Source organism: Pseudomonas sp. FW305-3-2-15-C-LB1 (genome assembly GCF_058787615.1).
Genome location: NZ_JBYSZX010000001.1, coordinates 357772 through 383385 on the forward strand (window position 1 = coordinate 357772; position 25614 = coordinate 383385).

Genomic DNA, 25614 nt, shown 5'->3' on the forward strand with positions numbered 1-25614 from the left:
AGTGTTCAGGCGCGCTTCGGTTGTTTCATCAGGTTGATCACGTGATTTTTCTTATCGACTTTCGCTTGCAAGTAATGAGTGTTATGTCGGGTGACAAACACACCGGTCGGAATAACGTTGTCCACTACAATGCCGTTATCCACCAGGGCCTGAACTTTGTCCGGGTTATTGGTGATCAATTGGCAATGTTTGATGTTCAGCGCTTTCAACATGCCTGCGGCCATGGAAAAGTCGCGATCATCTTCCGGAAAGTTCAGATGAGTATTGGCTTCGAACGTGTCCATGCCAGAATCCTGCAGGCGGTAGGCGTCCAACTTTGCATATAAGCCGATGCCGCGGCCTTCTTGGCGCAGGTAGATAAGATAGCCACCCACTTCCTGCATGCGCAGGATCGACTCGTTTAATTGCGGGCCGCAGTCGCAGCGCTGTGAACTGAATACATCGCCGGTCAGGCATTCGGAATGAATACGCACCAACGGGCTGATGGGATTGGCGGGGCCAAGCTTTATCACGATATGTTCGTGTGCCGTGTCCAACCCACTGAACGTGTAGAAAGTTCCAGGGTTGGAATGGTCGTCCAGGGGGATATCAACATGGTTGCGTACGCTTAGGCGGTTCATGGCGGTTCCTTCCGTGCTTGAATGATCAACGCGTTATTGTTTTGGTACAGAAGAGGGATTACAGGGTTTGTGCGAGGCGAAAGCCCATTACGTAAATCTGTCGCGGATACTTGCCGTGACGCCGGCAATTGCGGGTCAGGTCGCGAAACCGCGTGAAGCTGCCACCACGGGCGATGCGGTGGGTGCCAACCACAGTGACGAGGTCGTCGGTGATGGCGGTGCCGCCGGGGTAGGGGGCGTAGTCGTCAGCGACGAATTCTTCGACATTACCGGCCATGTCCAGACAGCCAAATGGCGAAGCACCCTCGACCAGGAAGCCGACCGGAGTGGTGTCGAACAGGCCCAGTTCGGCGGTGTTGGCACGCTCGGGCAGGAAGGTATTCCCCCAGGGATATTCGAGGTTTTCCGGGCCGGCGGCGGCGTATTCCCATTCAGCCTCGGTGGGCAGGCGGAAGCTGCGGCCACTGGCCTCGCTGAGCCAGGCAGCGTAGGCGTCGGCGTCATCGGCAGTGATCCCGTAGACCGGATGGTTGGCGCGTGCGTGAGGGTACTGTCCGAAGGCCCAGCTTTCGGGAGTCCGTGCCTGCGTGTTGGCTTCGAGAAAGGCTCGGTATTCGAGGTTGGTCACCGGATATTTACCGATGGCGTATGGCCGCAGGTGGACGCGATGACGAGGGACTTCCTTGGCGATCCAGTCCCGATCCAGGCCCAGGCCGCGCATGTCATGCATCACCTGGTCGACCGCCGATTCGGCCAGACCGATCTCGACGGTGCCTGCGCTGATTTGAATCATCGTGGGGTTGAGTACATCGAGCCTGGGGTCATGGGTCAGTGCCAGCAGTTGGGCGGCGGCATAGCGCCAGGCCAGCGGCGAGACAGGGTTTTCGACGCGGTCGGCCAACTGTTCGCTGGTCTCTTCCGACACCAGGCGCCAGGCTGCCAGCGGCAACTTGAGGTTGACGGCTTCGTGGAAATGCTCAGGTAGGCCCATCAAGAAACGGTCTGTCATTTCGGCGGTCAGGGGGCCGTCGAACACGGGCCAATGGTTGAAACCCTTGGGAGTCATAACGCTCGTTTTCCTACTGCGTGGGAGAAAAGGCACGTACACCCAGGCGTACGTGCCCGGCCTTCAGAGGGTGCAGATCAGCCCGGTTTGCAGGCAGTTGCGTTCGAAATCATCCCAGTAGCCCTTGGGGTGCTTGGCCCGCTCGGCCTCGGAAATAATCGGTTTTTGCCACTGCAGGCGGGAGAAGCCGGCTTTCATGATCGCCAGCTCATAGCGTTCGCGGCTCCAGCGATGGAAGGTGAAGGCGCTGGGCGGTGTGGTGACGAATTCGGCGTGGTGGCGAAAGCCGCCTTCATGGGGTTCTTCGGTGAGTACGTGCACGCCGTATTTGGTGAAGTTGCCACGTTTCAATTGAAAGGTTGGCTCTACCGTGTAAGCCACGACCCGTCCACCTGGGGCGAGGTTCTTGGCGACGACCTGGAACATCTTGTCCAGTTTTTCTGGCGAATCGGCATAGTTGAACAGCCAGGCGGCGGTGATCAGGTCGAACTTGCCGAGAATGCCCAGATCGCAGATATCGCTGACGTGGTACTCGATCGGCTCCTGGTTGCGCGCCGACTCTTCCCGGGCCAGTTCAATCATGGAGGCGGAGATGTCCACGCCAACCACTTTGCTGGCACCTTGGCGATACAGCTCGCGTCCGAAGAAACCGAAACCGCAGGCCAGGTCCAGTACGGATTTGCCCTGGGGATTACCAACCATACTGAAGAAGGTTGCGGTTTCCACCGAGCGCTGCGAGGCGCTGTCCGTGAAAGCTTCGAAGCGTTCGCCGATGGCGTCGTAAGTTGCCGTTGCAGTTTGAGTGGTCATTGCCTCACCTTTTTAAAGTTAATAGCTGTCGTCAATCCCTGACTGGGAACATGAAGAAGTCTTCTGTTTTTGGTGACCCTGTTAGGCGTGAATCAAGTGCGAGTGGTAATAAGGAATCCTCCTATGACGACAAGTACGCCGACCAGTTTATTAATGTTGAGAGACTGTTTGGGGAAACCCAATAAGCCAAAATAGTCAATCGCAATTGAAACGATAAGTTGTCCGATCAATACCGCCATGATGAAGTTGAGGGCGCCGAGTCGAGGCGCCATCAATAAGGCTACGGTAATATAAAAAACGCCGGCAACACCGCCCATCCAAATCCACCAGGGGCCGTCTTGCACGGCGGCAAGATTGGGGCGAGGCGCCTTGACTGCAATAATGACAACAATGAGTACAACCAGGCTGACCAATAGAGATACTGCCGTGGCCCATAAAGGATGGCCTAGCAGGTTACCCAGTTTTGCGTTGGTGCCTGCCTGCAAGGGCACTGCAAAACCGGCGAATAAACTGAGCAGGATGAAATACAGTAAGGTCATGAAGTGGGCATTCCGTTTTTTTTCAAGTTTTACGGTGCTTGGATTGTTGGCGCCAATTCTTTGTTCTGATGGGGTGTATTCGTCGCACTGATCGAGCATTGGCTACTGGTGATTCAGGGAAGGGGAATCAGGTGTGCGCAATCTTGACCGACGGGTTTACAATCGCTGCTCCTGATCAGGAGTATCCCTGTGCTGACTCATCTCGATTCCCAAGGTCGCGCCCATATGGTCGACGTCACCGACAAGTCCGTGACGTTCCGTGAGGCGGTGGCCGAAGCGCGTGTGCGCATGCTGCCCGAGACCCTGCAAATGATTGTCGACGGCGCCCACCCCAAGGGCGACGTGTTTGCCGTGGCCCGCATTGCCGGGATCCAGGCCGCGAAAAAAACCAGTGACCTGATTCCCCTCTGCCATCCGTTGATGTTGACGGGTGTCAAGGTCGAACTGAGCGCCGAGGGTGCAGACTTGGTGCGTATCGTGGCGCGCTGCAAACTCTCCGGCCAGACCGGCGTGGAGATGGAAGCCCTTACTGCTGCCAGCGTCGCGGCGCTGACGATCTACGACATGTGCAAGGCGGTGGACCGTGGCATGACCATCGAAAGCATTCGCCTGCTGGAAAAACTCGGCGGCAAAAGCGGGCATTTCAAGGCGGACCAGGCATGAGCATCAACGTATTGTTTTTTGCGCGTTACGCCGAAGCGGTGGGTTTTGATTCGTTGGAGATGGAGGGCGACTTCGCCACTGTCGATGCGGTGCGTCTGGCGCTGGCCAGTGACCCGGAGTTTGCAGTGCTCAACGAAACCAGCCTGATGTGTGCGCGCAACGAAGAGATGTGCGGCCTTGATGAGCCGGTGCAGGCAGGTGACGAAGTAGCATTCTTCCCACCCGTGACCGGAGGCTGAGCATGGCCATTCGTGTGCAGGTCCAGGCGTTTGATCCCGGTGCTGAAGTCAACGCGATGCATGCGGCCAATGTCGGCGTGGGTGCGGTAGTGAGTTTTGTTGGCTATGTACGCGATTTCAATGACGGTCTGGATGTCGCGGGAATGTTCCTGGAACACTACCCCGGCATGACCGAAAAGGCCCTGGCCAAGATCGCTGTGGAAGCCGAGCAGCGCTGGCCGTTGCTCAAGCTGGAAGTGCTGCACCGCATTGGCGCGCTGGAACCTGGCGAGCCGATTGTGTTTGTCGGGGCGGCCAGTGCCCATCGCCAGGCGGCGTTTGATGCCTGCGCGTTTGTGATGGATTACCTGAAGACGCGGGCGCCGTTCTGGAAGAAGGAAAATACCAGCGAGGGGCCGCGTTGGGTGGAAGGGCGCCACAGCGACCACGCCGCCGCGGATCGCTGGAAGTCTTAGGCCAAACACAGCACCAAATGTGGGAGGGGGCTTGCCCCCGATTGCAGTGGGTCAGCCAACAGAGATGTTAGATGTGCCATCGCTATCGGGGGCAAGCCCCCTCCCACAGTTTTCACTGCATTCCAGCTTACGGACGCTTGCGTTCAACGGCGCGCAACAGGTGCGTCGGCGGCGTCTCACAGCTGATCTTGCGCCCCAGCAACGCCTCGATCGACGGCAGCTGATACGAGTCATCTTCCCCGGCAAAGCTGATCGACACACCCGCCGCTCCGGCACGGCCGGTACGGCCAATGCGGTGCACGTAGTCATCCGGCACTTCCGGCAGGGTGAAGTTGATCACATGGCTGATGCCGTCGATGTGAATCCCACGCCCGGCCACGTCGGTGGCCACCAGCACACGGATCTTGCCTTCGCGGAAGCCTTCCAGGGTCTTGATGCGCTTGTGTTGCGGCACGTCGCCCGACAGTTGCGCGGCGTTCACACCGTCACGCACCAGGCGTTCTTCGATCCGGCGCACCTCGTCCTTGCGGTTGGCGAACACCATCACGCGTTCCCAGCCGTTGTCGTTGACCAGGTTGTAGAGCAGCTTGTACTTATCGGCGCCGGCTACCGCGTAGATGTGTTGCTCGACGTTTTCGCTGGCGACGTTTTCCGCTTCGATCTCGACGATGGACGGGTCGGTGGTCCATTGCTTGGCGAGGTTCATCACGTCTTCGGTGAAGGTCGCGGAGAACAGCAGGGTCTGACGCTCGGATTTCGGCGGGGTCTGGCGAATGATCTGGCGCACTTGTGGGATGAAACCCATGTCGAGCATGCGGTCGGCTTCGTCCAGCACCATCACTTCGACCATGTCCAGGTGCACGTCGCCGCGCTGGTTGAAGTCCAGTAGACGGCCAGGGGTAGCCACCAGGATGTCGCAGTGACGGGCTTCGAGGTGCTTGAGCTGCTTGTCGAAGTCCATGCCGCCCACGAACGTCATGACGTTGAGGCCGGTGTACTTGGTCAGGTCGGCGGCGTCCTTGGCGATCTGTACCACCAGCTCCCGGGTCGGGGCGATGATCAGCGCGCGCGGTTCACCCATGTAGCGCTCTTTGGGCGGTGGCGTCTGCAGCAACTGGGTGATGATCGAGATCAGGAACGCGGCGGTCTTGCCGGTGCCGGTCTGGGCGCGGCCGATGGCGTCTTTGCCGGCCAGGGTAAAGCCCAGCACCTGCGCCTGGATCGGCGTGCAGTACGGAAAACCAAGGTCCTGGATGGCGTGCATCAGTTCCGGGGCCAGCTTGAAATCATGGAAGCGGGTCTTGCCTTCCTGGGGTTCGACGACAAAGTCTTCGAGTTTCCACGGAATTACCGGCGGTTTTGGCGCACGTTCACGGCGCGGTTTTGGTGCCACCGGTGCGGCAACGGGTTCGACCGGTCTGGCCTGTTCGGGTGGGGTCACCGTCGGCTTCTTCGGCTGGGCGGCGGGTGCGGTCCGGTCGGGCTGTCTGCCGTCATTGCGGCTGCCGGCTGTCGGGGCAGGAGCACTGGAATCAGGCGCGAGCGGCTCAGCCTCGCTTTTGCCGAACATCTTCTTGAGTGCTTTGAGCACGGTGATCTCATTAATTGGTTAAGGAATGTACGCCGGCCAGTGTAATGCAAGAATCGGGCGCGGCGTAGTGCGTCTGTCATACGGCTACATAAACGCAGGTGTTCAGCCCAGGCGAGCGGTCAACCAGGCACCGATATCGCGTATCTCCTCGGGTAACACTTCGTGGCCCATTGGGTATTCCTGCCATGTCACGGTGACACCACGGCTCTTCAAATGCTCGTAGGCGCTGCGGCCCATGGCGTTCTGCACCACGTCGTCGTACTGGCCGTGCAGGCACAGGGCGGGAATGCGCTGCTGGCTGGCGGACAATTCCAGCTCGTCGCTGAACGTGGGGGCATAGGTGGAGAGGGCAATCACGCCACCCAAGGGGCCTTCCCAATTCAGGAATGCGGTGTGAAAGACCACGGCGCCACCCTGGGAAAACCCGGCGAGGAAAATCCGCGAAGCGTCTATTCCGGTTCTCTTCTGTGCCTCGATCAAATCCGTGACCATTTTTGCCGAGACTTCCAGCTCTTCCAGGCTGATGGAACGGGCCGGGCTCATGGCTTTGATGTCGTACCAGCTTGGCATCTCGTAGCCACCATTGATCGTCACCGGCCGGGTCGGTGCCTGGGGCAAAACGAAACGCGTGGTCAGCAGGCTTTCCTGCAGCGCCTCGGCCACTGGCAGGAAGTCATAGCGATCGGCACCCAGGCCATGCAACCAGATAACGCAGGCGTCTGCGGGCTTGGCGGGCTGAAGAATCAAGGGTTCGGTCATGTCTGCTCCATTAATGTGCGCGCGCTCCGATTAAGTGCGACGGAACGGTGCGCGATGGGTTGATCTGTTAAGAAGATGTCGCACGGTTGAATCTTTTTCTCTTGACCGGGGGCTGGAACGACTCAGCCGGCACTCTGGTACGGCGCTTGCTATGTGTTGAACGATGTCAGCGCTATCCCGGGACGGTAACACTATCAGTGACTGCCGCTTGTGGGATAGCAACTGGAATTACTGCGACAACTTCATGCCGCTTGACCCTAAAAAAAGCCAACACGGGTCGATATCGCCTCATAAGGGTGCGCTGAGGTTCGAGCTCCGACACAACAAGAGCAAACTGGAGGTTTGAATGAAGGTATTGAAATCCACCCTGGCCATCGTGACTGCGGCGGCTGTACTGGGTGTCAGTGGTTTCGCCCAGGCGGGCGCTACGCTGGACGCCGTGCAGAAAAAAGGCTTTGTGCAGTGTGGCGTGAGTGACGGCCTGCCGGGTTTCTCGGTACCGGATGCCAGCGGCAAGATCCTCGGGATTGACGCCGACTTTTGCCGCGCTGTGGCCGCTGCCGTTTTCGGCGACGCGACCAAGGTCAAATTCAGCCAGTTGAATGCCAAGGAGCGTTTCACCGCGCTTCAATCCGGCGAAGTCGACATTCTGTCCCGTAACACCACCATGACCAGCTCCCGCGACGCCGGCATGGGCCTGAAATTCCCAGGCTTCATCACTTACTACGACGGCATCGGCTTCCTGGTAAACAACAAGCTGGGCGTGAAAAGTGCCAAGGAACTGGACGGTGCAACTATCTGCATCCAGGCCGGTACCACCACCGAGCTGAACGTTTCCGACTACTTCCGTGGCAACGGCCTGAAATACACACCGATCACCTTCGACACTTCCGATGAAAGCGCCAAGTCGCTGGAATCCGGGCGTTGCGACGTACTGACCTCCGACAAGTCCCAGCTGTTCGCCCAGCGCAGCAAGCTGGCCTCGCCGAAGGACTACGTCGTTCTGCCGGAAACCATTTCCAAGGAACCACTGGGCCCGGTCGTGCGTAATGGCGACGACGAGTGGCTGGCCATCGTGCGCTGGGTTGGCTACGCCATGCTCAACGCTGAAGAAGCCGGCATCACCTCCAAAAACGTCGAAGCTGAAGCCAAGTCCACCAAGAACCCGGACGTTGCGCGTCTGCTCGGTGCTGACGGCGAATACGGCAAAGACCTGAAAGTGAAGAAAGACTGGGTTGTACAGATCGTCAAGCAAGTCGGTAACTACGGTGAAGTGTTCGAGCGCAACCTGGGCAAGAGCACCCCGCTGGAAATCGACCGTGGCCTGAACGCGCTGTGGAACGCTGGCGGCATTCAATACGCACCACCTGTGCGCTGATCGCTGATGGTTCTGTCACCCGGTGGGCCAACCGCCGGGTGATGTTCTGTTCCATTATTTCCGGGGCACTTCATGCAAAATCAAATCGGCGCACCCAAGCAGAAGCTCAGCTTCAGCGACCCTAAAGTGCGTGCGTGGCTCTTCCAGATCATCACGATAGTGGCGGTGGTCTCGCTGGGCTGGTACCTCTTCAACAACACCCAGACCAACCTTCAGCACCGGGGCATTACCTCGGGTTTCGACTTTCTTGAACGCAGTGCCGGCTTCGGCATCGCGCAGCATTTGATCGACTACACCGAATCGGACAGCTATGCCCGGGTCTTCGTGATCGGCTTGCTCAACACCTTGCTGGTGACCTTTATCGGCGTGATCCTGGCGACCTTGCTGGGGTTCATCATCGGCGTGGCGCGGCTGTCACCGAACTGGATGATCAACAAGCTGGCGACCGTGTATGTGGAAGTGTTCCGCAACATTCCGCCGCTGCTGCAAATCCTGTTCTGGTACTTCGCGGTGTTCCTGACCATGCCGGGGCCGCGTAACAGTCATAACTTCGGTGACACCTTCTTTGTCAGCAGCCGTGGCCTGAACATGCCGGCAGCGATTGCCGCTGACGGATTCTGGCCGTTTGTGGTCAGCATCGTTGTCGCCATCGTGGCAATCGTGCTGATGGCGCGTTGGGCCAACAAACGTTTCGAAGCCACCGGCGTACCGTTCCACAAGTTCTGGGCGGGCCTGGCGCTGTTCATCGTGATCCCGGCGTTGTGCGCCTTGATCTTCGGCGCGCCGCTGCATTGGGAAATGCCCAAGTTGCAAGGCTTCAACTTTGTCGGTGGCTGGGTACTCATCCCTGAACTGCTGGCACTGACCCTGGCGCTGACCGTCTACACGGCAGCGTTCATCGCCGAGATCGTGCGTTCGGGCATCAAGTCCGTCAGCCATGGCCAGACCGAAGCCGCGCGCTCCCTTGGCCTGCGCCCTGGGCCGACGCTGCGCAAGGTCATCATCCCGCAGGCGCTGCGGGTGATCATTCCGCCGCTGACCAGCCAATACCTGAACCTGGCGAAGAACTCGTCCCTGGCCGCCGGTATCGGTTACCCGGAAATGGTCTCGCTGTTTGCCGGCACGGTGCTCAACCAGACCGGCCAGGCCATCGAAGTCATTGCCATCACCATGAGCGTGTACCTGGCGATCAGCATCAGCATTTCCCTGCTGATGAACTGGTACAACAAGCGCATTGCGCTGATCGAGCGGTGAGGAAACCAGCATGACTACGCATACATTCAAACCGGATATGCCGCCGCCGAACAAAGTGTTCGGCCCGATGGCATGGATGCGCGCCAACCTGTTTTCCAGCTGGCTCAACACCCTGCTGACCCTGTTGGCGTTTTACCTGATCTACCTGGTGGTACCGCCGATCCTGCATTGGGCGATCCTGGATGCCAACTGGGTCGGCACCACGCGGGCCGATTGCACCAAGGAGGGCGCCTGCTGGGTGTTTATCCAACAGCGCTTCGGGCAGTTCATGTACGGCTACTACCCCGGCGACCTGCGCTGGCGCGTGGACCTGACCGTGTGGCTGGCCATCGTTGGCGTGGCGCCACTGTTCATCTCGCGTTTCCAACGCAAGGCGATCTACGGCCTGAGCTTTTTGGTGCTGTACCCGATCATCGCCTACTTCCTGTTGCATGGCGGCATCTTCGGCCTGACCAACGTGGCGACCAGCCAATGGGGCGGGCTGATGCTGACCCTGGTGATTGCCACCGTCGGCATCGCCGGCGCCTTGCCGCTGGGCATCATGCTGGCGTTGGGGCGACGCTCGAACATGCCGGCGATTCGGGTGGTCTGCGTGACCTTCATCGAATTCTGGCGCGGCGTGCCGTTGATCACCGTGCTGTTCATGTCCTCGGTGATGCTGCCGTTGTTCCTGCCCGAAGGCATGGGCATCGACAAGCTGCTGCGGGCGTTGATCGGCGTGATCCTGTTCCAGTCGGCCTACGTGGCCGAGGTGGTGCGCGGTGGCTTGCAGGCGATTCCCAAAGGTCAGTACGAAGCGGCTGCAGCGATGGGCCTGGGTTACTGGCGCAGCATGGGCCTGGTGATTCTGCCGCAAGCCCTGAAGCTGGTGATTCCCGGCATAGTCAACACGTTCATCGCGCTGTTCAAGGACACGAGCCTTGTAATCATCATCGGCCTGTTCGACCTGCTCAACAGCGTCAAGCAAGCCGCCGCCGATCCTAAATGGCTGGGCATGGCCACCGAAGGCTACGTGTTCGCGGCCCTGGTGTTCTGGATTTTCTGTTTTGGTATGTCGCGCTATTCCATTCATTTGGAACACAAGCTCGACACAGGCCACAAGCGTTAGGAGTTGTTGTTATGAGCGAAGCGATCAAACAGCCTGTGAGCCCTGAAGGCATTATCCAGATGCAGGGCGTCAACAAGTGGTACGGCCAGTTCCACGTGTTGAAAGACATCAACCTCAACGTCAAGCAGGGCGAGCGTATCGTGCTGTGCGGCCCGTCGGGTTCGGGCAAGTCCACCACCATCCGCTGCCTCAACCGCCTGGAAGAGCACCAGCAGGGTCGCATCGTGGTCGATGGCGTGGAGTTGACCAACGACCTCAAGCAGATCGAAGCGATCCGCCGCGAAGTCGGCATGGTGTTCCAGCACTTCAACCTGTTCCCGCACCTGACCATCCTGCAGAACTGCACGCTGGCGCCAATGTGGGTGCGCAAGATGCCCAAGCGCAAGGCCGAGGAAATCGCCATGCACTACCTGGAGCGCGTGCGCATCCCGGAGCAGGCGCACAAGTTTCCGGGACAACTGTCCGGCGGCCAACAGCAGCGCGTGGCGATCGCCCGTGCGTTGTGCATGAAGCCCAAGATCATGCTGTTCGACGAGCCGACTTCGGCACTCGACCCGGAAATGGTGAAAGAGGTCCTGGACACCATGATCGGCCTCGCCGAAGACGGCATGACCATGCTGTGCGTGACCCACGAAATGGGCTTTGCGCGCACCGTGGCCAACCGCGTGATCTTCATGGACAAGGGGGAGATCGTGGAACAGGCGGCGCCGAATGACTTCTTCGACAACCCGCAGAATGATCGGACCAAGTTGTTCCTGAGCCAGATCTTGCATTGATCGATGCTTGAAACGATAAACCCGGCCTGGCGCCGGGTTTATTTTTGGGGCTAGGACACTTTGAGCGTTTCAGCGTTATCGTGTTTGATGTAGGTGAACGCGCCGCGCATGTCTGCACCCTCGGCCAGGGTTTTTGCGTCAGCCAGCAAATGCGGGTGACGATCCAGCAAGCGCATCAGTAATACCAGGGGTTTGGGGGCAAGCAGTTCGCCGCGTTCGTAGCGTGAGAACGCGTTGTGGCCGCCTCCCGACAGCAGTTCGACGGCCTCTTTTTGCGTAAGATGCAGCTTGCGTCGGATGCGTTTTATCTCGGCGCCGATGATTTGTCGGAAGGCAAGGATCAATTCTTCCTTGGCTTTGCCGTAGCGGTCTGCACTGTCGTTTTCTGGGTCCCAGAATCCGTCACCACACACCTCACACTCCCAGCCTGAAAGATTGTCGATCCGACGCTCCATATTTTTGACTCTGATTGTTTCGCTGCGGCCCTGGTAATAACTCAATGCATCGGGGGCCCCGCAGATGTAGCACAGCTCTTTCTTTTTCATGGGTTTTTCTCCTTGAAGGAGATCACCGGAGGTCTACCGTCTGTGCGGTAAGTGACCTTGATGTAAATCTCCCTACCTTTCGAGTGGGTGTGGTACACGTCCTGCCATACTCGATGGTCTCCATAAGTGGTCATCGACTTGTACAACATCCAGTTTCGCAACTCATAAATAACGTCCTGCATTTCCTCGATGCCAAATCCAAGACGCTCGCCACATTCCTCTGCTGTCCGGGTGAATGCTTTCCTTCCCAACCGCCTCACATCCGCCTTTATCACCGCCAAATCGTAATGAGGTGTGTACTTTTCCATAAGACACCTAAGTCCATAATTACCCTCAAAGGGTAATTTTACCAATCGAAAATACTGCTCCTTTACCTGCCTAAGAACCGTAGTGCGTTGCCTTTGTAGGCAAGTCCGAATAGGCTGTAGGAAAATTCATCCTATGATTGGACGAAAGCGCGGAGCCCATGACAGACATAGCCCCTTTGATCAAACGCTCCCTGGTCGACCAGGCCCTGGAGCAGTTGCGCCTGCGCATCACCGAAGGCCGGTGGGCCATCGGTGAACGCCTGCCCACCGAGCCCGAGCTGTCCGCCGAATTGGGTATCAGCCGCAATACCGTGCGCGAGGCCATGCGCGTATTGGCGTTCTCCGGCTTGATTGAAATCCGCCAGGGCGATGGCAGTTACCTGCGCTCGATGACCGATCCGCTGGGCACGATGCGGGCGCTATCCCACTGCACCCTGGAGCAGGCGCAGGAGACGCGGCAGATTCTTGAAGTGGAAGCCATCGGGTTGGCCGCCATGCGTCGTACCGAACAAGACCTCATCGCCTTGCGCGAAGCCCTTGACACCAGTGGCAAGCTGTTTCACGGCGACCTTGAGGCCTATATCAGCGCTGACCTGTTGTTCCACAAGCATCTGGTGGACGCCGCGCACAATCCGGCACTCAGCGAGCTGTACCAGTATTTCTCGCGCATCGTTGCCGCCCAGTTGCGCCAGACCCTGAACATTTCACCGCGTCGCCAAGCGGTGTTCGACCTGCACACCGCCTTGCTCGACGCCGTGGAACAGCAAAACCCTGAACGCGCCAAATCCCTCTGCCGGCAGTTGATCAATGAGCCTTGAAACCCAGCGCAAAACCGAATTCGAAGAACTGCTGATCGACGCCGAAGCCGATGACGAGGTGGTGCAGCACACGCCACCGTTGGTAAGCCGCCCATGGCTGTTGCTGCTGGGCCTGGTCCTGGTGGCACTGAACCTGCGCCCGGCACTGTCGAGCATGGCGCCGTTGCTGGCCGACGTCTCCGCCAGCCTGGGGCTGTCGGCAGCCCGGGCCGGTCTGCTGACCACGTTGCCGGTGTTGTGCCTGGGCCTGTTCGCGCCGACCGCTCCGTTGCTGGCGCGCCGCTTCGGCGCCGAACGGGTGGTGCTGGGCATCCTCCTGACCCTGGCTGCCGGCATCATCCTGCGCAGTTCATTTGGCGAAGCCGGGCTGTTCGTCGGCAGCCTGATCGCCGGAGCGAGTATCGGCATCATCGGCGTACTGTTGCCGGGGATCGTCAAGCGTGATTTCCCCCGGCAGGCGGGCACCATGACCGGCGTCTACACCATGGCCCTGTGCCTGGGGGCGGCATTGGCAGCCGGCGCTTCGGTGCCCCTGAGCCATTACTTCGGCGACAGCTGGAGCATCGGCCTGGGGTTCTGGGTCTTGCCGGCGTTGGTAGCGGCACTGGTCTGGTTGCCGCAGGTCGGGCACAAGCACGGTGCGCACCACGTGGCCTATCGCGTGAAGGGCTTGCTGCGCGACCGGCTGGCCTGGCAGGTGACGTTGTACATGGGCCTGCAATCGTCCTTGGCCTATATCGTGTTCGGCTGGTTGCCGTCGATTCTGATCGGCCGTGGCCTGAGCGCCACTGAGGCCGGGTTGGCGCTCTCGGGTTCGATCATCGTGCAGCTGTTCAGCTCACTGGCGGCACCGTGGTTGGCGACGCGGGGCAAGGATCAACGGCTGGCGATTGTGGTGGTGATGCTGCTCACCCTCGGCGGCCTGTTCGGTTGCCTGTACGCGCCGCTCGACGGCCTGTGGGGCTGGGCGATCCTGCTGGGCCTGGGCCAGGGCGGCACCTTCAGCCTGGCGCTGACCTTGATTGTGTTGCGCTCGCGGGATTCCCACGTGGCGGCCAACCTGTCGAGCATGGCGCAAGGCTTTGGCTACACACTGGCGTCCATGGGGCCATTGGCGGTGGGTGTGCTGCATGACTGGACCGGCGGCTGGGGCGCCACCGGCTGGGTGTTCGCTGTGATCGGCCTGGGGGCAATCATCACAGGGCTCGGCGCCGGCCGAGCACGCTATGTTGGCGTGCTCAGCGAGCGGGTTTGATCTGCGGCCTCGAGGTAACGCAGGGGCTGCGTACGGCCTACAGGTACACCACTTCCAGCGTCGCGGAGCCATCCATCGGCGTTTCCACACTCAGGTCGAGGTTTTGCCTGGCGTTGATCACGGCTTCCAGGGTCAGGGTGCTGGTCAGGTTCTGGATCGCTGATGGGCCGGCGGTGCTGCCGGCCACATCGGTGAAGCCCAGCAGGCTCCTGGAGCCGATATCGATGGGGTTGCTGTTGGATGTACGCCACGCCACCCCACCCGTGGTCGACTCGGTGCCATAAGTCACCGGCAAAGCATCGGCCACCGTTTGCTTGGGATCGAATTTCACCGAGTACACGCCAATCTTGTTACCCGCGCTGTCCAGGCCCAGGCCGTAGTAAATCTCGCTGTTGACGTGAGCCGAGCCGTCGCGGTTGTCGTGCATGCGCAGGGCATAGCGACCGGGGGCGTTGCAACTGACGGTCAGGGTCAGTGACTTGAGCGGCAGCCGGGTGCCCGTGGCCTGGTTGAGGTCCTGCCGGGAGATCTTGCCGAAGTCGATCAACCCACCGCCGGAAAACGCCGGGGTGCAGGCCATGGGGGTGATCAGGCCACCCACGGTCAGTTCCACCGTGGACGCGGCCTGGGCGGTTGAAATACTGGCCAGCCAGGCAAGGGCGGCCACGCGAATCAGTGAGGCGTTCATGGTTCAGCTCCTATAAGTACTTGATGGTCAGGGTCACCGAGCCTTCGAAGGGCACTTCTTCGCTCAGTGGCAGGGTGTTGGCGGGGGCGAGGGCTGGCACGACGTGCAGTTGGGCGGTCAGTTGCTGCACAGGTACTGGAGCGAATACGTCTTTTGGGGCAAATGCGGTGAGGAAGTGGTGCGAGAGAATGCTCGTGGGGGACCAGGACGAGGACGCCGTCGAGCCAATCGGTATCATCTCAACGCCGTCGGCCAACGCGGTATCGAGGGTCAGCAGCAGGAAGCCGAGCTTGGCGTTATTGCCGGTCAGCCCCAGGCCGAATGAGTTGGGTGAATCGTTGTAACTCGAGCCGAGGCGATTGTCCCGGGGCTCAAGGGCCAGCAGCGTCCTGGCTTCACAGTTGATTGCCAGTTGCAGGCTGGTGGCGGGCAATAGGGTGGGTCGATCGCTGTTCAAGTCTTTGGCGGCTATCTTGCCCAAGTCATACACGCCGCCCTCGGACAGTGCGGGCGCGCAGGCGCTGGGCGTGATCAGGCCGTTGATACTCAGCTCGACGGTTGAGGCGGCCTGGGCCTGTAGCATGTGGGCCAGCCACACGCAGGCGGTCAGTCGGATCAGTATCGCTTTCATGGTTGCGTTCCTATAGGTAATGAATTTCGAGGGTGCCTGCGCCGTCGAGGCGTACCTCGTTGCCCAGGTCCAGGGTGCCCAAGGGCGCAATGGTCGCTTCCAGGCTCAACGTGGCGCTGAGGTGTTGAATGGCAGTGGGTCCCCCGGTACTGCCGGAGGTGTTGCTGAACCCCAGGTAGCGATTGGCGCCTACCGCAGTGATGCGTGCGCTGGCGCTGCTCCAGGGCAGGCCGCCGGTGCTGGAGAAGGTGTTGAAGACATGGGCGAAGCTGTCGGCAGCGATGTGCGACGGGTCGAACAGCAGGCGATAACGCCCGATTTTCTGGCGGCTGGCGTCCAGGCCCAGGCCAAAGGTGGTTTCATCCGTGGCGCCGGTTGCCGAACCCTGGCGGTTGTCCTGCATGCGTACGGCGAAGGTCGTCGGTGCATCGCAGGTCACGCTGAGGGACAGGGGCCGTGGCGCCAGAAGGGTGTCCTTGTCGATGGACAGGTCGCCGATCGAAAGTTTGCCCAGCTCCACATGGCCGCCGTTGGACAGGGTGGGGGTACAGGCGGCCGGCGCAAAACGTGCCTGCCAGTGCAACTCGCGCGAGCGCCCGGCGGCGAAGGCGTCGAACAGCCCGGAGGTGTCCCAGGTGACTGCGTCGCGTACCCGGGCGGCATCTTCGTTGGCCCAGGCACTGGCCTGCAGCTGTAGCGACAGGTTGCGCCCGGTCACCGCGACGCCACCACGCATCGGCACCACGCCGTGGTCGGGCTGCCAATTCAGATGGCCAGCGACCACCGATGGCGCCTGCCCCGGGCCTGCAATCAAACCAAGCTCGACCGTTTGACCGTCGAGCACTGCATCGCGCACTTGCAAGCCGTAGCTGCCGCGCTCGGTGAAGCGAAAGCGCCCAGGGCCCGCGCCCAGCCCACGATAAAACACACTCATGTCGATAGGTTGCGGGCAGTTCAACGTCAGGCTCAGTTGTCGCTCTCCCAGCAGGCGCTCGGGGGCGGGCACCAATGCCACGGCGCGGTTCATCAAACCAAAGTCCATGTGCGTCTGGCTGAGGTTGAGTTTGCATTCGTCGGCGGCCAGGGCGTGGGCGCCGAACAGCACGCCCATGACGTACAAGACAGGTTTCAGGCCCATGGTCACAGTCCTCATGGTTGGTGGCACCGGGCGGGTGCGGTTTCGTAATACACCTCGGGGTCGACGTCGTCCGCCAATTCGTAGCTCAGGCGGCAAGGCGCCTGGCCCGGGGCCTTGATCCACAGAGGACGCGGGTTGAGTACGTCGGGCAGGAAGACTTTGCTGTCCTCCTGCACCAGAGTGATGAATTCACCGTCGGCGGTGCTGACGGTCGCGCCGCGCGGCAACGGCTGACCGTTGTCGGTGGTCACGTTCAATAGCGCGCGCCGGGTGAGGGCGACGCCGAATTCAACCTTGTCCACCGCGCCGCGCCCGGCGGAAATCACCGCCAGGCCGTTATGGATATCGGCGTTGCGCGGCAGTGAGCGCGTCTGCACTTCCACCGGGCTGCGGCCGTAGGCGTTGAGTTGCGGCACAACGGCCTGGCCTTGCCAGTCGGTCCACACCGGGCCGCTGGGCGTTGCCACCTTGATCCCCGCCATCTCGCCCACCGACATCACGGCAAAGGTGTCGCGCACCGGATAGGGCGAGAAGGTCACGCCGTCGCCATGCACCACCACGCCGCCACGGGCGCCGCCCTGGTAACTGGAGTGCTCGTCATTGCTGCGGGTGTAGTTGAAGTCCAGTTGGCTGTACCACGGCAGGGCCGAGACACCGATCGAAGACTCCACCTCGCGGTCGCGGCTGTCATGCTCCACGCCCACGCGGTAACTCAACTGGTCGTTGAGTTGCTCGTTCAACCCCACGCCCAGGCGATGCTCACCGCCGGCCCTGCGCGCCCAAGTGCGGGCGCGGCGGTTTTCACCCAGCGGCAGGCTGATGTTCAGGTAAACGCTGTCATCGTTTTGCTGGCGGCCGCCCACCTGCCATTCGGCACTGGCGGACACCGACACCCGGCCAAAACTGGTGCCCCAGGACGCCAACGCGCGGCTGCTGCTTTCACCGTTATAGGCCGCAGTGCGCGACACGCCGGCACTGAACGCTCCCAGCGCTGGATGCGCCCAGGACGCGGTGAGGCTTTGCTGATCGCGATAGCGCGAACGTTGTTGGTCGCGACTGTTGCCGACGAAGGTTGAGTCCTCGAGGTCGCGATAGCCCTGGGAGCGCCACGAGCCGGCAGTGGTCACCGACCAGTTTTCACTCAAGCGCTGGGACCAGGACACGTCCGTCTGGACGCCACGCTCACGCCCCTCGTGGCTGGCCTGGGCCGCTTGCGCCGAGACCTGCAATTGGCTGTCCTGCCAGGGCAGCCAACCCAGGTTGATGCCCGCCGATCGATAGTCATCGGCCATCAGTGCACCGCCGCCGAGGCTGACTTGCGGATGGATCGCACCACTCCACCCCGCGCTGACCACCCAGGGCTCGGTGCCGTCACTGTCGCCAATCTGCCGCACGCGGCCCGCCGCCACGGAATACCCCGGCGCCGGCAAGCCCAGCCCGAGCATGGCGGCAGGCACCGTAAAGCGGCGTTCTTCGCCGGTGGTTTCCTTGATGGTGACTTCCACGTCGGAGCGGCTGTTCAAGCGGCGCACATCCGTCAGCGCGAACGGTCCGGCCGGCACCACGGTGGAGTGAATCAGCGCACCGTTCTGGCGGACCTCCACCTGGGCCGGGCTGTTGGCGATGCCGTTGATCGTCGCGCCCTGATTCTGGTCTTGCAGTGCGGTTTCGGTCAGCACTTGGGCGCCGGTGATCTGCGTGCCCGCCAGCACCGGGTTGTAGAGGCTGATCTGGCCGGCCTGGAACACTGCCTGTTGCTCGGCAAAGGTGCGCTGGGCATAGGCATCCAGATGAGTGGTGCGTGAGCGGCTGTCTTGCCAGGTCTTGACCTGGCGGCTGCGTACGATCCAGTCGCCGGCGTTGAAGCCGACTTCGGTGTTGGCTGAGCCGAAGCGGCTGGTGGCGTCACCGAACTCGTTATGCAGGCCCGTGAGGTCATAGTTGAGCAGGCCGGCAAAACCACCGGTCTGATAGCCGGAGATATCCTGCCGGGCGGGGCGCAGTGCATCGGTCGGTACCACCAGGGCCAGGGTCAGGCTGGCCGGGTCTTGCTCGATGACGGTTTGTCGGTAGCGCTCGAGGAAACGATGGCAGCCTGGGGTCTGGACTTCATCGGGCACTATCAGGTTGGCCGCATCCAGCAGGGCCCGGCTGAAGCAGAGACTGCCCTGGCGGTCGAATTCCACATCCACCCGCCCACGGCGTTGGCCGTTGACGCTCAGGTTGACGGCATGCCTGCCCGTGGCAAAACGGGGCGTTTGCAGGAGCAGGTTGGCCAACTCCGGATCGATGCCGCGATGGGACAAGGTTTGGGGGTCGAAGGCGCCGGCAATCAGGTTGTCGCTCGCCCAAGCTGCCTCGTATGGCAGTGAACCACCCAGGGTCAGCGCCAGCCCTGCCAATAAGGTGTGCGCGCGGCGTGGTGAAACGGCGGGCACGGCTTGGCCGCGGCGGTCAGTCATTACTGTGCTCACAAGGTCATTCTCAACTGGGGGTGGCCTGCTGACTCTGCGGTTCAGTCAGGCCCTCCGGTGGCGTTGGCAGGCCACTCTTTTTTATAGGGTGATCGGTGCTTCGTAGGGCGCCACGGCAAAGCCATACACCGTGGCCGGTTGCAGTTGCACGCGACTCGCGCCGCTGCCGGTGGCCGTCACGCGCAGGGTTTCACCGGGCAGCACGTAGGTACGCGGCAGCAAGGCCGAACCGTCGCCGGGCAACAAGCGCAACTCCTGAGCCAGGCGTACCACATAGGCCGTGGGGTTGCTGACGCTCAATTGGTTGTTCTGCAGGCGCCACTCCAGTCCGGTCCAGGGTGTGCGGTTGGGGGGCAGGCCCTTGGGGTGCAGAATCACCGGCAGGTTCTGGCGCACGGTCACGCCCACCCGTGCGTGCCCGGCCTGGGCCGCCGAACGGCCTTGGGGCATGCCTTCGAATATCACCCGTTTCAGGCGCTGGGTTTTCAGCGGTTGCGGCGATTGCAGAATGAAACGGATCAATTGGCTCTTGTTCGGTTCCACCCGGGCCAGGGGCGGGGTCACGAACAACAGCGAGGCTTTGTCCTCGGGGATGTCTTCAAGGGTCACGTGCAACAGCGCCAACTTGTCGTCGGTATTGGTCACGGACACCGAGGCTTCGCCGTCCGCCTCGTTGACGATGACCACCGAGGTGTCGGGCACCATGCCGTCGGCCAGCACCCATGAGGGGCCGGCGAACGTCAGGGCCAGTGCGCCGAGGTAGAGGCCGGCGTAGCGAATGGCGGTGAAGGCGCGGGTTGAAAAGGGCAGGGGGGACATGGCTACAGATACCTCAGGTCAAGCACGATGGAACCGTCCAGAGGGACTTCCTGCTTGAGGGTCAAATAGGCGGCCGCATTGATCGACGTATTGACTTGCAACGTGGCCGCGATCTGGCGGTGGGGTTCCGGCACCAACGTGCCGGGGTGAGCGAACCCCATGTAATTGTTCGGGTAGGCATTGCTTTCCGGGAACCAGGTCAGGCCCTGATTGCTGGACGCCAGCACCAGTACGCGCTCGCCGTCGCCCATCACGTCGCGAAAGGCAATGGACACGGTGCCGAGTCGTTCGGTGGGCGCGTGGACGTTATGGCCCAGGCCATAGTAAAAGCCCGGGCCCAGGGATGAATCGGCGCGATTGTCCAAGCCCACCAATACAAACAGCACTGACTCGTTGCAGCTCACATTCAGGTCCAGGGCCTGGGTGGGCAAGACGCTGAATTCGTATTGGTTGAGACTGCGTGCCGGCACCAATCCGTGGTCGACGATGCCGTTGGCCGACAGCGTCGGTGTACACGCGCTGGGGGTGATTATCCCGGTCACATTCAATTCGGTACTGGAGGCCGCCAACGCTGCGGGCCCGCTACAGAGCAGGCAAAGCATGGCAAGAAGGCGTGAAGAGGTGTGCTTCATGGGGAGGTTCACCGGTTGCCTGGTTCTTCGTTTCAGTGCAGGACACAGGCAGGTCTCATGACCTGCCTGTGTGCGTTTCGAGTGGGCTTAGAGGTAGCGCACCGTCACGGTCACCGAACCGTCGATGGCCACCTCGTTGGTCAGCGTCAATTGGCTGGAGGGGGCGATCTTGGGGCTGACCGTCAGGTCCGAGGTCAGCACCTGCACCGGGATGGGCGTGTCGACGGCGGTGTCGGCCACCGAGATCAGGTTGTCGGGCGTCAAGTTGCGCGCAACGACCCAGGTGACACCGCCGTCGACCGAGGTGATCGGCCGCCCCTCCACACCATCGGCAATCGGCGTGTTCAGGCTCAGGCCCATGGCCCCGAGCTTCTGCGTACCGTTGATCAGGCCCAGGCCGAATTCCGTGATGTCGCCGCCGTAGTTCGAGCCGGCACGGTTGTCATCGGCGTCCAGGGCCATGAGGGTAGCCGCATCACAGGTGACGGTCAGTTGTACGGTTTGCTCGGTGAGGGGCGTTACCTGGTCGACATTCAAATCCTTGGCGGAAATCTTGCCGTAGTCCACAGACCCGCTATTGGACAGGGCTGGAGTGCAGGCACTGGGGGTGATCAGGCCCTTGACGGTGAGATCGACGCTGGAGGCCGCGAAGGCGCTGGCGCTACCGGCCAGCAGTACGCTGGCGAACAAGGTATTCAAGGAAAGTTTCATGGTCAGGCTCCATATAAAGGGCAAGGGAAAAAGGGTTACCAGTACTTGAGTTGCAACGTGGCACTGCCATCGATCGGCAGCTCGTCCAGCAGGGTCAGGTCGCGGGCCGGGGCGATGATGGTGAAGGCCCGCAGGCGAGCGCTGAGCTCGGTGATGGCAATGGGGGTATAGGGGGCGCCCGCGGCGGCGAAGGCGGTGAGTGCGGCGTGCCCCAGGTAGGACGACGGCCCCCAGCTGGCACCGCCGTCCCGCGACATGATGGCCTGCACCGGTGTCGAATCCGCCACGGGTTCGAACAGTCCGAGCGCGACGCTGCCCAGCATCTGGTCATCGTTGACCACTCCCAGCCCGTGGAACACCGGATTGATGGCCGACGTTCCGCCACGGTTATCGACGGTGGTCAGGGTGAAATGCGTGGCGCCCTCGCAATGCACATCCAGTTGCATTTCACCGGGGAGCAAACGGGTCGGCAGATCGATGTCCAGGTCCCGACCGGTCAACTTGCCATGATCGACGACGCCCTCATTGGACAGGCTGGGGGTGCATGAACTGGGCGTAATGGTGCCCGAGACATTCAGGTCGGTAGTGCTGGCTGCGAAGGCTGCGGGAGCGCAGGTACTCAGTAACAGGGCAAGTGTGGCGCAGGTGTTTCTGTCCATCGGCACGGGTCCTTGTGTGAAGGGAAAGCAGTGGGGCTTACAGGTAGCGCAACTCCAACGTGGCGGAGCCGTCGAGGGGTTGTTCCTCGGTCAGGGTCAGGGTGCTGGTGGCGGCGATGACCGCGTAGATGCGCAGGTCGCTGCTCAAGGCGCGGATCGGGATTGGCGCCCAGGTCCCTGCGGCCTCAGTGCCGAATCCGGCCAGGCGGTCGCGGGTCCATAACGCGTTTTCGCTGCTCTGCTGCCAGGTGGCACCGTTGTCCCTGGATGCGAGGGTGGCGACCTGCACGCCGTCGGCGGTGGCGTTGTTCAGGCCCAGGTCAAAGGCACCTACCCGTTCGGTCTGGTTGATCAACCCCAGTCCATAGGAGGTCGGGCCGCCGATGGAGCTGCCGTCGCGGTTATCCAGGCCGATGAAGGCATACAGCGTGGCGGCTTCGCACTCCACGCCCAATTGCAACGTCGCGGGCGGCAACGCCTTGGCGCTGTGTTCGTAGAGATCGGCGGCGGATATCTTGCCAAAATCGACCACCCCGCCGCCGCTGAGCGAAGGGGTACAAGCGCTTGGCGTGATCAGGCCGGAGACGTTCAGGTCGGTGCTGCTGGCAGCCAGCAACGGGGTTGCAGTGGTCATCAGCAAGGTAGTGAAGAGCAGGGCATATTGGGCTTTCATGTGAACAGCGCATTCCTGGGCGAAGTGTTGGCACGAAGGGCAGTCAGTGGCTCGGGCGGGGCGCTGGCGTCGCGATATTGGAGGGATGTTGTAGGCGGCGACGCGCCTCTTGTTGCCTTGAGCCGGGACATATTTAACGCCCGTTCCCCTGGGGGCTGGAATGCAACAATTACGATAATGGCGCTGCCTGATACCGCTGCGATTTGCTGTTGGAATGTGCAGATCAACATGTAAGGAAAGTGGCTTAGTCGTAGTTGTTGTATCGCTCAAACTCATTCGTTCGGATATTTTTCGCGCTCTTTTTTAATCGATCCGGCTTCTTTTGAATGAAGCGGAATGTCTTTGTGCGAAAAGTTCGAGTGAAATCGTCTGACAGGCCATAAACCTTTTCAGGCGTCTCCTTGCGCCAGGTAAGCCTGGTGAGCTGATCGCTCTGCATGAGGTTGTTATGCCGGGCAATGCTCCACGTCGTTATTCACGAAAGGCTTCGCCCCCGGCTGATGTTCCCGCCCACTGGCAGCAGGCCCGGGTCCTGGTGGTCGATGATCATGCAACCTATCGATTGCTGGTCGGGTCATTGCTGCAGATGCTGGGGGTCGCCCACGAAGCCTGCGGCGATGGCCGCATGGCGCTGCACGCCTTGGAGACGGGGCATTTTGACTTGGTCATTACCGACTGCCGAATGCCGGTGATGGATGGCTTCGCCATGACGCGTGAATGGCGTCGACGCGAGTACGGCAAGAGCCGGCCTGGTATCCCCATCATTGCCATGACCGGACGCCTGGGGCCGGAAGAGATTCGCCGTTGCCTGGAATCCGGGATGGATGGGTGGCTGGTCAAACCCATCAACCTGGGCCAGTTGCACGAGTTACTGACGCAGTGGTTGGCGCCGGCGCCGTTGCTCTGCGCCCGTGGCCGGCAACCGCAGTCGCCGCGTCGTCGACGGGAACGATTCCCTTCCCGTGACAGCCTCATCGCGACCTTTGGCTCCTGGTCGGTGGTAGAGGCGATGTTGACAAGCCTGCTGCGAGAGGCCCGCGACGACTTAGAAGTGCTGGTGCAGGCGCGTATCAGCGGCGACGCCACGCTGACCTCGCAGCGCTTGCACCGACTGGCGGGCAGCGTGGCGTTTCTGGGAGCGACGGTTTTGGAGCGGCGGGCCGCGGTGTTGATTGACCGGGTACAGGCCAATGGGGTGGGAAGGAATCGGCAGGCATTGGAGCGATTCCACCGCGATGTCGAGTGTTATCTGCAGCGGTTGCATCAACTTTAAACTGAGATGCTTGTAAGAAGTTTCTTTGCTGATATGTAGGATTTATCTGTATGTAATTTCCTTTTGTTTTGTGGGTTAAATGCCGACTTCCAGCGACGTGGGGGGTAACGCGCAATCACCCAGTTATTTCAGGTTGTTACATGAGGCAGAGCGCGCTATTTTGCGTAAATTCAAATTGCCATCACGGATAGTGTCGATGATTCGCATAATTATTGCTGACGATCACCCTATAGTTCGGATTGGGCAAAAAGTGGTGATCGAGGCAAGTGGTAAATACAAAGTCGTAGGAGAAGCCAACGGGCCGGATGAGTTGTTGGCACTGGTGAGCGGTATCCCGTGCGATATCATCGTGACCGACTTTGCGATGCCAGGGAACCAACAGGCAGATGGGTATGGCTTGTTGGGCTTGTTGCATCGGCAATACCCCAAATTGCCGGTGATTTTGGTGACGATGTTCGCCAACGTTGTGACGCTGCGCGAAGCGTTTGCCCATGGTGCGCGGGCAATCGTGGCCAAGAGCGCGTCGGCGAGGGAGCTGCCCCTGGCTCTGCGGGCGGTGGTCGAGGGGCGTACTTTTGTCAGTGAGTGCCTGCGCCTGCAGATGGAGCAAGCCGACTTGGCGCATCCGTCCCAGCCGCAATTGTCGGGCAAGGAGCGGGAGGTGGTCAGAATGCTCGCCAGTGGCATGACCGTCAGCCAGATTGCCGCACGGGTCAACCGCAGTATCTCGACCATCAGCAAGCAGAAAAGCACGGCCATGCAGCGTTTGTGTATCTCCACCGATGTGGATCTTTTTACCTACGCACGGCAAAGCGGCATGGTGCCTTAGTTGGTGTGAATAATGGATAAGTTGCAGTTTTGTTACAGGCTTGATGGTGATTCGTATTAGTTGTATGGGGGGGTAAGCGTTGGCAGGTTAGTGTGTGTTCATGTGCCCGATAGTTATAAATCGGCGACATAAAATACCTATGTCCAACACTGAGCTGAATACAGAGCAGCGTCTTGTTATAAGGCAAGATGCAAGTATCTGTATTGGCTTGAATGCGAGCACTTGAATCAATGAAATACTCACTGTCCCTTATTTCCTCCGTACTCCTGATCACGGCGAGTTCGAACTTGTTTGCCGCGTCCACCATAGACCTGAGCGTCGTGGGTACATTGACCCCTTCCGCCTGCACGCCAGCACTGTCACGCGCAGGAGTGGTCGATCATGGCAAGATTTCCATCGGCGATCTTTCTTACGACGCTTACCTGCCTGAGGCCACGCTGGCGTTGAGTGTCAACTGTGAGGCGTCGACGTTGATGGCGGTCAAGGCCACCGACAATCGCTCCGGCAGTGCCTGGTATGGGTACGATACAGAGTCGGCATTTGGCTTGGGCTTTCACGGCGAGAATTGGCGGTTGGGCGGGTATCGGCTACTTGTGAAGAACGTCCAGGTGGATGGCGCCCCGGCCCCTTCGATTGAGTCCGTGGACGGGAAACTCTGGTTCCCTGCCACTGAAGATCAAGCCTGGCAACCACGCTGGATGCGGTCGGTCGGGGCCGTTGGTGAAGCGGACGCGATACCGGTGCCGGTCCAGAACCTGGCGATGGACCTGACGATCCAGACTCGGGTCCGGAAACCACGGGGCGCCATCACCGAAGAGATCCCGTTAGACGGCAGCGCCACCCTGGATATCGTCTACCTCTGACGCACCCTCGCTTATCCATCGGGTGAATGAACATGGTGTT

Annotated in this window: 29 protein-coding genes; 12 read left to right on the forward strand and 17 right to left on the reverse strand. The window is 60.6% G+C overall.

The annotated features are described in order from the left end of the window. Positions 1–5: 5 nt before the first annotated feature. The 4 genes from AC3WP7_RS01705 to AC3WP7_RS01720 all read right to left on the reverse strand — a co-directional run bounded on the left by AC3WP7_RS01705 (position 6) and on the right by AC3WP7_RS01720 (position 3035). The gene (locus AC3WP7_RS01705; protein ID WP_071488579.1) at positions 6–620 is read right to left on the reverse strand and encodes a GTP cyclohydrolase II; all 615 of its coding nucleotides are present in this window, start codon (positions 618–620) and stop codon (positions 6–8) included. Positions 621–678: 58 nt separating this feature from the next. Next, positions 679–1686, reverse strand: coding sequence for a formylglycine-generating enzyme family protein (locus tag AC3WP7_RS01710; protein WP_102591594.1), 1008 nt, complete (start codon positions 1684–1686; stop codon positions 679–681). A gap of 63 nt (positions 1687–1749) precedes the next feature. Continuing rightward, positions 1750–2496, reverse strand: a complete 747-nt coding sequence (locus AC3WP7_RS01715) for a class I SAM-dependent methyltransferase (RefSeq protein ID WP_102591593.1) — start codon at positions 2494–2496, stop codon at positions 1750–1752. Between the two features lie 92 nt (positions 2497–2588). Then, entirely contained in the window at positions 2589–3035 is a 447-nt protein-coding gene (locus AC3WP7_RS01720; RefSeq protein WP_071488582.1) for a DMT family transporter, read from the reverse strand. Between the two features lie 189 nt (positions 3036–3224). Between AC3WP7_RS01720 and moaC the strand changes: the two genes are divergently transcribed. Genes moaC through moaE form a run of 3 tightly spaced genes read left to right on the forward strand, consistent with a single transcriptional unit; the run spans position 3225 to position 4392 of the window. Then, positions 3225–3698 (forward strand): cyclic pyranopterin monophosphate synthase MoaC, encoded by a 474-nt coding sequence (moaC, locus tag AC3WP7_RS01725; RefSeq protein WP_071488583.1) that lies wholly within the window; start codon positions 3225–3227, stop codon positions 3696–3698. Further along, entirely contained in the window at positions 3695–3937 is a 243-nt protein-coding gene (gene moaD / locus AC3WP7_RS01730) for a molybdopterin converting factor subunit 1 (protein ID WP_071488584.1), read from the forward strand. The genes moaC and moaD overlap by 4 nt, the downstream gene beginning before the upstream one ends. 2 nt (positions 3938–3939) lie before the next feature. Continuing rightward, on the forward strand, positions 3940–4392 hold the full coding sequence (gene moaE / locus AC3WP7_RS01735) for a molybdopterin synthase catalytic subunit MoaE (protein ID WP_092240865.1): 453 nt from the start codon (positions 3940–3942) through the stop codon (positions 4390–4392). 127 nt (positions 4393–4519) lie between these two features. Here the strand turns inward: moaE and rhlB are convergent, their stop codons facing one another. Beyond that, positions 4520–5989 (reverse strand): ATP-dependent RNA helicase RhlB, encoded by a 1470-nt coding sequence (gene rhlB / locus AC3WP7_RS01740; protein ID WP_165447910.1) that lies wholly within the window; start codon positions 5987–5989, stop codon positions 4520–4522. A 96-nt stretch (positions 5990–6085) separates the two neighbouring features. Further along, positions 6086–6742, reverse strand: a complete 657-nt coding sequence (locus AC3WP7_RS01745) for an alpha/beta hydrolase (protein WP_092240867.1) — start codon at positions 6740–6742, stop codon at positions 6086–6088. A gap of 346 nt (positions 6743–7088) precedes the next feature. Between AC3WP7_RS01745 and AC3WP7_RS01750 the strand changes: the two genes are divergently transcribed. The 4 genes from AC3WP7_RS01750 to AC3WP7_RS01765 all read left to right on the forward strand — a co-directional run bounded on the left by AC3WP7_RS01750 (position 7089) and on the right by AC3WP7_RS01765 (position 11258). Then, positions 7089–8120, forward strand: coding sequence for an amino acid ABC transporter substrate-binding protein (locus tag AC3WP7_RS01750; RefSeq protein WP_071488588.1), 1032 nt, complete (start codon positions 7089–7091; stop codon positions 8118–8120). Between the two features lie 72 nt (positions 8121–8192). Next, complete coding sequence (locus AC3WP7_RS01755) at positions 8193–9374, forward strand: amino acid ABC transporter permease (RefSeq protein ID WP_058422898.1); 1182 nt, start codon at positions 8193–8195, stop codon at positions 9372–9374. A gap of 10 nt (positions 9375–9384) precedes the next feature. Then, complete coding sequence (locus tag AC3WP7_RS01760) at positions 9385–10482, forward strand: amino acid ABC transporter permease (RefSeq protein WP_058422897.1); 1098 nt, start codon at positions 9385–9387, stop codon at positions 10480–10482. Positions 10483–10493: 11 nt separating this feature from the next. Then, positions 10494–11258, forward strand: coding sequence for an amino acid ABC transporter ATP-binding protein (locus AC3WP7_RS01765; protein ID WP_003171943.1), 765 nt, complete (start codon positions 10494–10496; stop codon positions 11256–11258). A gap of 50 nt (positions 11259–11308) precedes the next feature. Here AC3WP7_RS01765 and AC3WP7_RS01770 read toward each other — a convergent pair whose 3' ends face one another. After that, the gene (locus AC3WP7_RS01770; protein WP_093512399.1) at positions 11309–11803 is read right to left on the reverse strand and encodes a type II toxin-antitoxin system MqsA family antitoxin; all 495 of its coding nucleotides are present in this window, start codon (positions 11801–11803) and stop codon (positions 11309–11311) included. Beyond that, positions 11800–12111, reverse strand: coding sequence for a type II toxin-antitoxin system MqsR family toxin (locus AC3WP7_RS01775; RefSeq protein WP_093512397.1), 312 nt, complete (start codon positions 12109–12111; stop codon positions 11800–11802). The genes AC3WP7_RS01770 and AC3WP7_RS01775 overlap by 4 nt, the downstream gene beginning before the upstream one ends. Before the next feature lie 158 nt (positions 12112–12269). Between AC3WP7_RS01775 and AC3WP7_RS01780 the strand changes: the two genes are divergently transcribed. After that, on the forward strand, positions 12270–12929 hold the full coding sequence (locus AC3WP7_RS01780; RefSeq protein WP_102591592.1) for a FadR/GntR family transcriptional regulator: 660 nt from the start codon (positions 12270–12272) through the stop codon (positions 12927–12929). Further along, on the forward strand, positions 12919–14184 hold the full coding sequence (locus AC3WP7_RS01785; RefSeq protein ID WP_102591591.1) for a CynX/NimT family MFS transporter: 1266 nt from the start codon (positions 12919–12921) through the stop codon (positions 14182–14184). The genes AC3WP7_RS01780 and AC3WP7_RS01785 overlap by 11 nt, the downstream gene beginning before the upstream one ends. A gap of 37 nt (positions 14185–14221) precedes the next feature. Here the strand turns inward: AC3WP7_RS01785 and AC3WP7_RS01790 are convergent, their stop codons facing one another. The 9 genes from AC3WP7_RS01790 to AC3WP7_RS01830 form a co-directional block, all read right to left on the reverse strand. Next, the gene (locus AC3WP7_RS01790) at positions 14222–14872 is read right to left on the reverse strand and encodes a DUF1120 domain-containing protein (RefSeq protein ID WP_093529097.1); all 651 of its coding nucleotides are present in this window, start codon (positions 14870–14872) and stop codon (positions 14222–14224) included. A 10-nt stretch (positions 14873–14882) separates the two neighbouring features. Further along, entirely contained in the window at positions 14883–15503 is a 621-nt protein-coding gene (locus AC3WP7_RS01795; protein ID WP_102591590.1) for a DUF1120 domain-containing protein, read from the reverse strand. A 10-nt stretch (positions 15504–15513) separates the two neighbouring features. Continuing rightward, positions 15514–16641 (reverse strand): DUF1120 domain-containing protein, encoded by a 1128-nt coding sequence (locus AC3WP7_RS01800; RefSeq protein ID WP_102591589.1) that lies wholly within the window; start codon positions 16639–16641, stop codon positions 15514–15516. 11 nt (positions 16642–16652) lie between these two features. Next, entirely contained in the window at positions 16653–19115 is a 2463-nt protein-coding gene (locus tag AC3WP7_RS01805; protein WP_371917383.1) for a fimbria/pilus outer membrane usher protein, read from the reverse strand. A gap of 81 nt (positions 19116–19196) precedes the next feature. After that, entirely contained in the window at positions 19197–19934 is a 738-nt protein-coding gene (locus tag AC3WP7_RS01810; RefSeq protein ID WP_093119657.1) for a fimbria/pilus chaperone family protein, read from the reverse strand. A 2-nt stretch (positions 19935–19936) separates the two neighbouring features. Next, entirely contained in the window at positions 19937–20566 is a 630-nt protein-coding gene (locus AC3WP7_RS01815) for a DUF1120 domain-containing protein (RefSeq protein ID WP_071488599.1), read from the reverse strand. 87 nt (positions 20567–20653) lie between these two features. Then, the gene (locus tag AC3WP7_RS01820) at positions 20654–21277 is read right to left on the reverse strand and encodes a DUF1120 domain-containing protein (RefSeq protein ID WP_092240889.1); all 624 of its coding nucleotides are present in this window, start codon (positions 21275–21277) and stop codon (positions 20654–20656) included. A gap of 35 nt (positions 21278–21312) precedes the next feature. Then, positions 21313–21936, reverse strand: a complete 624-nt coding sequence (locus AC3WP7_RS01825) for a DUF1120 domain-containing protein (protein WP_092240891.1) — start codon at positions 21934–21936, stop codon at positions 21313–21315. Positions 21937–21973: 37 nt separating this feature from the next. Beyond that, positions 21974–22609, reverse strand: coding sequence for a DUF1120 domain-containing protein (locus tag AC3WP7_RS01830; RefSeq protein WP_092240893.1), 636 nt, complete (start codon positions 22607–22609; stop codon positions 21974–21976). A 448-nt stretch (positions 22610–23057) separates the two neighbouring features. On the opposite strand from AC3WP7_RS01830, the gene AC3WP7_RS01835 reads away from it, so the two are divergent. The 3 genes from AC3WP7_RS01835 (at position 23058) to AC3WP7_RS01845 (ending at position 25574) form a co-directional block, all read left to right on the forward strand. After that, the gene (locus tag AC3WP7_RS01835) at positions 23058–23882 is read left to right on the forward strand and encodes an Hpt domain-containing response regulator (protein WP_092240896.1); all 825 of its coding nucleotides are present in this window, start codon (positions 23058–23060) and stop codon (positions 23880–23882) included. A 196-nt stretch (positions 23883–24078) separates the two neighbouring features. Then, positions 24079–24711, forward strand: coding sequence for a response regulator (locus AC3WP7_RS01840; protein ID WP_092240897.1), 633 nt, complete (start codon positions 24079–24081; stop codon positions 24709–24711). Between the two features lie 230 nt (positions 24712–24941). Beyond that, positions 24942–25574, forward strand: coding sequence for a DUF1120 domain-containing protein (locus AC3WP7_RS01845; RefSeq protein ID WP_102591586.1), 633 nt, complete (start codon positions 24942–24944; stop codon positions 25572–25574). Positions 25575–25614: the final 40 nt, after the last annotated feature.